This is a genomic window from Enterobacter sp. C6, from assembly GCF_008122455.1.
Lineage (GTDB): Bacteria > Pseudomonadota > Gammaproteobacteria > Enterobacterales > Enterobacteriaceae > Enterobacter > Enterobacter pseudoroggenkampii.
Genome location: NZ_QPFW01000099.1, coordinates 1 through 4,921 on the forward strand (window position 1 = coordinate 1; position 4,921 = coordinate 4,921).

General features: G+C 60.1%; 4 protein-coding genes and 1 pseudogene. All 5 read right to left on the minus strand.

Annotated features, from left to right (window positions below; all coding sequences use genetic code 11):
• A pseudogene (locus DOU50_RS01260) lies at nt 1-357 on the minus strand (glutathione ABC transporter permease GsiD); the annotation flags it as partial.
• A gap of 1 nt (nt 358) precedes the next feature.
• Nucleotides 359-1,279 carry a glutathione ABC transporter permease GsiC gene (gsiC, locus tag DOU50_RS01265; protein WP_032649351.1) on the minus strand — a complete coding sequence of 307 codons (921 nt, stop codon included), beginning with the start codon at nt 1,277-1,279 and terminating at the stop codon, nt 359-361.
• Nucleotides 1,280-1,284: 5 nt separating this feature from the next.
• Entirely contained in the window at nt 1,285-2,823 is a 1,539-nt protein-coding gene (gene gsiB, locus DOU50_RS01270; protein WP_048990344.1) for a glutathione ABC transporter substrate-binding protein GsiB, read from the minus strand.
• Between the two features lie 23 nt (nt 2,824-2,846).
• Entirely contained in the window at nt 2,847-4,718 is a 1,872-nt protein-coding gene (gene gsiA / locus DOU50_RS01275) for a glutathione ABC transporter ATP-binding protein GsiA (RefSeq protein ID WP_090417630.1), read from the minus strand.
• 11 nt (nt 4,719-4,729) lie between these two features.
• The coding region (locus DOU50_RS01280; protein WP_194266110.1) for an isoaspartyl peptidase/L-asparaginase at nt 4,730-4,921 on the minus strand (192 nt) is incomplete at its 5' end.

The following is a 4,921-nucleotide window of genomic DNA, read 5'->3' on the forward strand; positions in this document are numbered from 1 at the left end:
ACCGATGGCCGCGCCGATCAGCACCGCGAACACCCCGGCGGCAAGCGAGATCTGCGCCCCCACCAGCACGCGGCTAAAGATATCGCGCCCGAGGGAGTCCACGCCGAACCAGTGCAGCATCGACGGTCCGTCGTTCAGACGGTCGTAGTCAAAATAGTTTTCCGCATCAAACGGCGCCACCCACGGCGCAATCACCGCCACCGCAATTAGCAGCAGCACAAACAGCCCCGCGGTCATCGCGACCGGCTGACGGCGAAAACGCCGCCAGAATTCAGACCACGGGGTGCGGACGTGGTCCGGTTTTAGACCCGGCATCGCGTTTAAAACGGCCTGACGTCGCCAGTTCAACAATCGCATCTTACTTGTACCTGATGGCCGGGTTAATGGCGGCATAGAGCACATCCACCACTAAGTTGATAAGAATAAACTCCAGCGAGAAAAGCAGGACTTCCGCCTGAATCACCGGGTAGTCGCGCATCTCGACGGAATCGACCAGCAGGCGTCCCAGCCCCGGCCAGTTGAAGACCTTTTCCACGACGATAGAGCCGCCCAGCAGGAAGCCAAACTGCAGTCCCATCATCGTCACCACCGGGATCATCGCATTGCGGAACCCGTGCTTGAGAATGACCCACTTCTCGCTGACCCCTTTCGCCCGCGCGGTGCGAATATAATCTTCGCTCAGTACGTCAACAAACGAGGCGCGGGTAAAGCGGGCCATCACCGCCGACACGGCAGCCCCCAGCGTCATGGAAGGCAGAATGTAATGCTTCCAGGTATCGGCCCCGACGGTCGGCAGCCAGCCCAGCTCGACGGAGAAGATCTGCATCAGCAGCATCCCCAGCGCGAACGCCGGGAAGGAGATGCCGGTCACCGCCAGCGCCATGCCGAGCTTGTCCGGCCAGCGGTTGCGCCAGACGGCCGCGACAATCCCGGCGCCCAGCCCAAACACGACCGCCCAGCTCATACTGGCAATCGTTAACCAGAACGTCGGCATAAAGCGGCTGGCAATCTCCTCCGACACCGGACGGCGCGATACCATCGAGATACCAAAATCGCCCTGCAGAACGTTGCAAATATAATGGATGAACTGCATATACAGCGGCTGGTCGAGGCCAAGCTGCTTACGCACCAGCTCAATGACGGTGGCATCCGCTTCAGGCCCGGCAACCAGACGCGCCGGATCGCCCGGCAGCATATGGACAAACAGAAACACCAGGATCGCCACAATCAGCAGCGTCGGGATAAGCCCCAGCAGGCGTTTACACACATAATTCAGCATGAGGTTTATTTTAAATCCGCATCGTCAAAGCTAAAGCCCGTATCCGGCATAATGTAGAACCCGGTCAACGCTTTATTATGGGCTGACACCAGTTTCTCCACCACCAGCGGCACCCACGGCGACTCTTTCCAGATGATGTCCTGCGCGTCCTTGTAGAGACGCGCTTTCTCCTCCGGTTTGGTGGTTTTCAGGGCATCGGCCAGGTCTTTGTCCACCTGCGGGTTGCTGTAAAACGCGGTGTTGAACAGGGTTGGCGGCCAGTTCTGCGAGGCAAACAGCGGCGACAGCGCCCAGTCTGCTTCACCGGTCGAGGCCGACCAGCCGGTATAGAACATCCGCACGCCGCTCTCTTTCTGCCCTTTGCCCTCCACCTCTGCCGCACGCTGTCCGGCATCCATCGCGGTCACCTGCGCCTTGATGCCGACCTGCGCCAGCTGCTGCTGGGTAAACTGCAGCACCTTCTGAGCGGTACTGTGATTATGCGAGGACCACAGCGTGGTGCTGAAGCCGTTCGGGAAGCCCGCCTCTTTCAGCAGCTCGCGCGCTTTGGCCGGATCGTACGGCCACGGCTGATAGCTTTGCGCATAGGCGATAGCCGGCGGCAGCACGCCGGTGGCCGGAGTGGCATAGCCCGCAAAGGCGACCTTCACCAGCGCCTGACGGTTAATGGCGTAGTTGATGGCCTCACGCACCTTCGGGTTATCGAACGGCTTTTGCGTGACGTTCATGCTGATGTAACGCTGCATGATCGACGGGCTGGCGACCAGCTCCAGCTTGCTGTTTTTCTGCAGAATGGCGGCCTGCTCATACGGGATCGGGAAGGCAAACTGCGCCTCGCCGGTTTGCAGCATCGCCGCGCGGGTGTTGTTGTCCACCACCGGGCGCCAGGTGATGGTATCGAGCTTCGGCAGCCCCTGCTGCCAGTATCCGGCGAATTTCTTCACCTTCACAAAATCGGTCTGGTTCCAGGTGAGCAGCTCGTACGGACCGGTGCCAACAGGGTGGAAGCCGATCTCCTTGCCGTATTTCTTCAGCGCGGCAGGGGAAATCATCGCCGTTGCCGGATGCGCCAGAATATTGATAAACGCGGAGAACGGCTCTTTCAGGGTGATTTTTACCGTTGCCGGGTCGACCACCTCGGTGCTGGCGATATTTTTATACAGGTTATAGCGCTTGAGGCTATTTTCCGGATTGCTGGCGCGATCGAGGTTAACCTTCACCGCCTCCGCATTGAAATCTGTCCCATCCTGGAACTTCACGCCGGTCCTGAGCTTGATGGTATACACCAGTCCGTCGTCGGACACGGTGTACCCCTCCGCCAGCACGTTTTTGAGCTTCATCTCTTTATCCAGGCCAAACAGGCCCTGGTAGAACGATTTCGCCACCGCCTGAGAGAGCGTGTCGTTGGCGTCATACGGATCGAGCGTGGTGAAATTAGAGCCGACGGCAACCACCACATCTTTGGCAGCGAACGCGGGGGCAGCGGCCAGGGCTGCCGTCACGCTCGCGGCTAACAACCATCTACGCGCTACAAATGTAACCATTGTGTTCTCCTGCCTGTTGAAAGTTATAACCGCGAAAAGGCATTGTCCTGACGCGGGGGCGCCACGAAATGACCCGGACTGACCTCGCGCAGCGTCACGCGCTCCACGGCCTCGCCACGCTTACGAATATTGCTCGGCATTTCATCCTGCAGCAGCACGCGCTGGCCGTGACGATGCGCGGGATCGGCTACCGGGACCGCCGCGATGAGCTTGCGGGTGTACGGGTGCTGTGGGTTCTCAAACACCGCTCTTCGCGGACCAATTTCCACGATTTGCCCCATAAACATCACCGCCACGCGATGGCTGATGCGCTCGACCACCGCCATGTCGTGCGAGATAAACAGAAAGGCAATGCCCATATCCCGCTGTAAATCCAGCAATAAGTTGATGATTTGCGCCCGGATAGAGACATCCAGCGCCGAGACGGACTCATCGGCAATCACCACTTTCGGGTTTAGCGCCAGCGCGCGGGCGATGCAGATACGCTGCCGCTGTCCGCCGGAAAACTCGTGTGGATAACGCCAGGCGTGCTCCGGCTTCAGGCCGACGCGCTCCAGCAGCCAGGCCACGCGACGCTGTGCCGCTTCGCCGTCGAGCAGGTTATGTACCCGCAGCGGCTCCATGATCGAATACCCCACCGTATGGCGCGGATCGAGGGAGGCATAGGGATCCTGGAAAATAAACTGAATATCCCGCCGCACCGCCTGCAGCCTGCTGTCCGGAAGGATATCAATGCGCTCACCGTTAAAGGTAATACTGCCTTCCTGTGACTCCACCAGACGGAGCAACGCGCGTCCGGTGGTAGATTTACCGCAGCCGGACTCCCCCACCAGCGCCAGCGTTTCGCCCGGCCAGAGATCGAAACTGACGTTTTCCACCGCGTGCACTTCGCGCTTCACCCGGTTCAGTACGCCGCTGCGCAGCGGAAAGCGGGTGACCAAATCGCGCACTTCCAGAATGGGCTTACCCGGCACCACGGTGTCCTGCTCGCGCTCATCCTCCTGCTGCTCAGACGCCTCGAGAGAAATCAGGGGGAAGCGGCGCGGCAAATCGCTGCCGTTCATCGCCCCCAGACGCGGAACCGCCGCCAGCAGGGCTTTGGTGTAAGGATGCACGGGCGCGTGAAAAATCTGCTCAACCGTACCGGTTTCCACCGCGCTGCCCTTGTGCATCACCAGTACGCGATCGGCGATATCGGCGACCACGCCCATATCGTGGGTGATGAAAATCACCCCCATCTCCATCTCCTGCTGCAGGACTTTGATGAGCTGCAGGATCTGCGCCTGAATCGTCACGTCCAGCGCCGTCGTTGGTTCGTCGGCAATCAGCACTGCGGGACGGCAGGAGAGCGCCATGGCAATCATCACCCGCTGGCGCATGCCGCCGGAAAGCTGATGCGGATAGCGCCCCAGAATGGCCTGCGCCTCCGGAATGCGCACCAGCTCCAGCATCCGTCGGGCCTCTTTGAGCGCTTCATCGCCGCTCAGCCCCTGATGCAGACGGATGGACTCGGCAATTTGCTCCCCGACCGGGAACACCGGGTTCAGGGAGGTCATTGGCTCCTGGAAGATCATCGCAATATCCGCCCCGCGCACGCTCTGCATCTGCGAACCGCTTAGCTCATTTAAATCAATGACCTGACGATTGCGGCGGCGCAGGAGCATTTTCTCGCTGCTGATTTGCCCGCCCGTCTGTTCCAGCAGGCGCATTAGCGCCAGCGCGGTAACCGATTTCCCGGAGCCGGACTCGCCAACAATCGCCAGCGTCTCGCCGCGCCTGAGCGTGAACGATAAATTCTGTACTGCGGGAATGAACTGCCGCTCTTCCTGAAACGCAATATCGAGCTGATGGACAGCCAGCACTTCGCGGTTGTCCAGTTCTTCACTGTGCGGCACGCGCTGCCCCCTTATTCACGATAGATGCCCGTGCTCGGTTCATCACCGGCATAACCCCAGGCGCGATACATGCCTTCGCTGTTGAACGGCAGGGCCACGTTGCCCTCACGATCCACCGCAATGAGCCCACCGACGCCGCCCAGGGCAGGCAGTTTTTCCATAACCACGCGCTCGCAGGCCTCGCTCAGGCTTAAGCCGCCGTA